Origin of the sequence: Streptomyces sp. NPDC059900 (genome assembly GCF_050270335.1) — a bacterium.
In the GTDB taxonomy this organism is placed as follows: Bacteria; Actinomycetota; Actinomycetes; order Streptomycetales; family Streptomycetaceae; genus Streptomyces.
Map to the genome: position 1 here is coordinate 1 of NZ_JBNNJZ010000141.1, position 2,297 is coordinate 2,297.

Here is a 2,297-nt window from a genome sequence, read left to right on the forward strand (position 1 = left end):
GTGCGGGCTTGGTGGGCGCGGAGGGTGCCTCGTCGGGTGCGGGCGGAGCGGCGTGGCGGGGTGCTTCCGGTTGTCGCGGGGGCGGCGCGGCATGCGGGCTGGTGGGGGCCGGACGGCCGTAGGACTGAGCAAGCAGCCCGGCGGTGAGGACGAGCAGGGCCGCGGATGCGTAGCCGTACGAGAGCGGCGGGATGATCCGTCTGGATCTGGTCGCGCCATGGCGGGCATGGGAGTGCGCGCGCGGCTTTCGGCGTGGGGAGGCGGCCGCGCGATGGCGGCCCTTTGCCTCTGTGCCGGGGGCGGCTGTCGACCCCGCGGGCGCCGCGTGCGAGGGCCCGTCCACCGGGCGCGTCACCCCGAACGCCGTACGGCGACGTCGATCTGGCGTACGGGCCGACGTCTGCGTCAGGTAGGAGGAGAGGGCCGGGTACATGGACGGGTCCGGGACCGTTGCTTGGAAACTCACATGATCGAACGTAGAGGCCTGATCGGCCCCGATCCCCCGTTGCCAGCCCGGAACCGTGATCCTTAAGGCTGCGTTGAAGGTCGACTCAGGGCCGGATAAGTACCGGCACCCCGCGCGCCCGCCCGGGGCGGTTGGAATGGGCCTTGCGCGCACCGCCCGCGCTGCGACTCAATCCCGGCGCGGTTTGTATCCACTGGGTATCAGGCAGCGCTTGGCCCGCCATCGGTTCCGGGTGCGCCGCTGCGTGGCACCCACCGCGAGTTCCGGCACGCGCGCCTTGTTCGTCCGCCTGACCTGCCGGTTTCTGGTTGGTGCAGGGCGCAGGGGTGCGACGCGTGTCCGGTGGGCGGTGCGGTTGTCGCGGCCGGTGACTGCCATATCGTTCCTTCCAGGCCGCCCGGCGCCCCGAGCGCCGGCGCCGGCCCCGCGTGCACCGTCCGAACAGGAGTGATCCACCCGTGTCGTCGCCCCACCCGGCTCCTGCTTCCCCGCGGCCCGTGCGTGTGCTGCTGGTGGAGGACGACGACCTGATGCGCCGGTCCTTCGCCGTCGCCCTGGAGCGCTACGGCTATGCGGTCAAGGTCGCCGCCGACGGGCTCGCGGGGCTCGAGATCTTCCGTGAGGAGAGCTTCGACCTGCTGATCCTGGACGTGATGCTGCCCGGCCTTGACGGCATCGGGCTGTGCCGCAAGGTCCGCGAGAGCAGCCTGGTGCCGGTCTTGATGATGTCGGCGCGCGGCGACGGACTCGATGTCGTCGCCGGTCTCGAGGGCGGCGCGGACGACTACGTGGTCAAGCCCGTGGACACCTACGTCCTGGTGGCCCGCATCCGCTCCCTGCTGCGCCGGGCCACCTACGCGCCGGCCCATGTGCCCGACCCGGCGCAGAGCGAGGGGCCAGCGCCCGCCGAGGGGCGGATGCTGGCCTTCGGGGATCTGACCATCGACACCGGCGCCCTGGAGGTAGCCGTGTCCGGGCGGCCGGTGGCGCTCACCCCCACCGAACTGAAGCTGCTGCTGGAGTTCGCCGCCCACCCCGGCATCGTGCTGGAGCGCCACACGCTGCTGCGCAATGTCTGGGACTACGGCTGGGACGGCGACAGCCGGGTCGTGGACCTGTGCGTGCAGCGCCTGCGCGGCAAGCTGGGACGGGATCGCATCGAGACGGTCCGCGGTTTCGGCTACAAGCTCAGGCGCTGAGGCCCGTGCGACTGCCGTCGTTTCGCCGACTGCGACCGGCCAGGGTGGCCCTGCGCTGGAAGATCGCCGCGCTGGCCGCGGCCACGGCCTGCCTGGTCGCGGCCGTGGTGGGCGTCCTTGTGCATCTGTGGACCGCCCGGGACATCCGCAGCCGGGCCGAGGCCGGCGCGGTCAACACCGTGTACTCCGCGATGGACACCTACCGGCGCACCCACACACTGGCGGACGGCGCCGAACTGGACCCGAAGGACCTGCCGGCCGCACTGCGGAACCCGGCCGACAACAAACGCCACACGGCCTTCGACCCACGCGTCGAGAACAACCTGGGGCCCAGCGTCTGGGGTGCCCAGCGGGTCGGCGGCCCGGGCAGCCGGGTGCTGGCCGTCCGCATCAACATGAGCTCCGAACTGCACGAGCTGCGGCGGCTCGACGCCGTCATGGCGGTGGCCTCGCTGCTTGCGCTGGCCGCGGCCGTCCCGCTGGCCGTCTACGGCGCCGGGCTGCTCGGCCGCCGGCTGCGCCGCGTCGCGGAGACCGCCGGGCGGATCTCCGCAGGGGATCTGGACGCCCGCATCGCCCCCGCCGAGGGCCGCCACCAGGTGGACGACATCGCCCCCCCGGTCGACCACATG

General features: G+C 72.8%; 2 protein-coding genes and 1 pseudogene. 2 read left to right on the forward strand and 1 reads right to left on the reverse strand.

The window, feature by feature from the left end; genetic code table 11:
* Positions 1-466, reverse strand: a pseudogene (locus ACQKIP_RS20080) (hypothetical protein); the annotation flags it as partial.
* 458 nt (positions 467-924) lie between these two features.
* Here ACQKIP_RS20080 and cseB point away from each other — a divergent pair.
* Together cseB and ACQKIP_RS20090 are read left to right on the forward strand one after the other, a co-directional pair.
* Entirely contained in the window at positions 925-1,665 is a 741-nt protein-coding gene (gene cseB, locus ACQKIP_RS20085; RefSeq protein WP_365856755.1) for a two-component system response regulator CseB, read from the forward strand.
* 5 nt (positions 1,666-1,670) lie between these two features.
* Positions 1,671-2,297: HAMP domain-containing protein (locus ACQKIP_RS20090; RefSeq protein ID WP_427743623.1), on the forward strand; the 627-nt coding region annotated here is incomplete at its 3' end.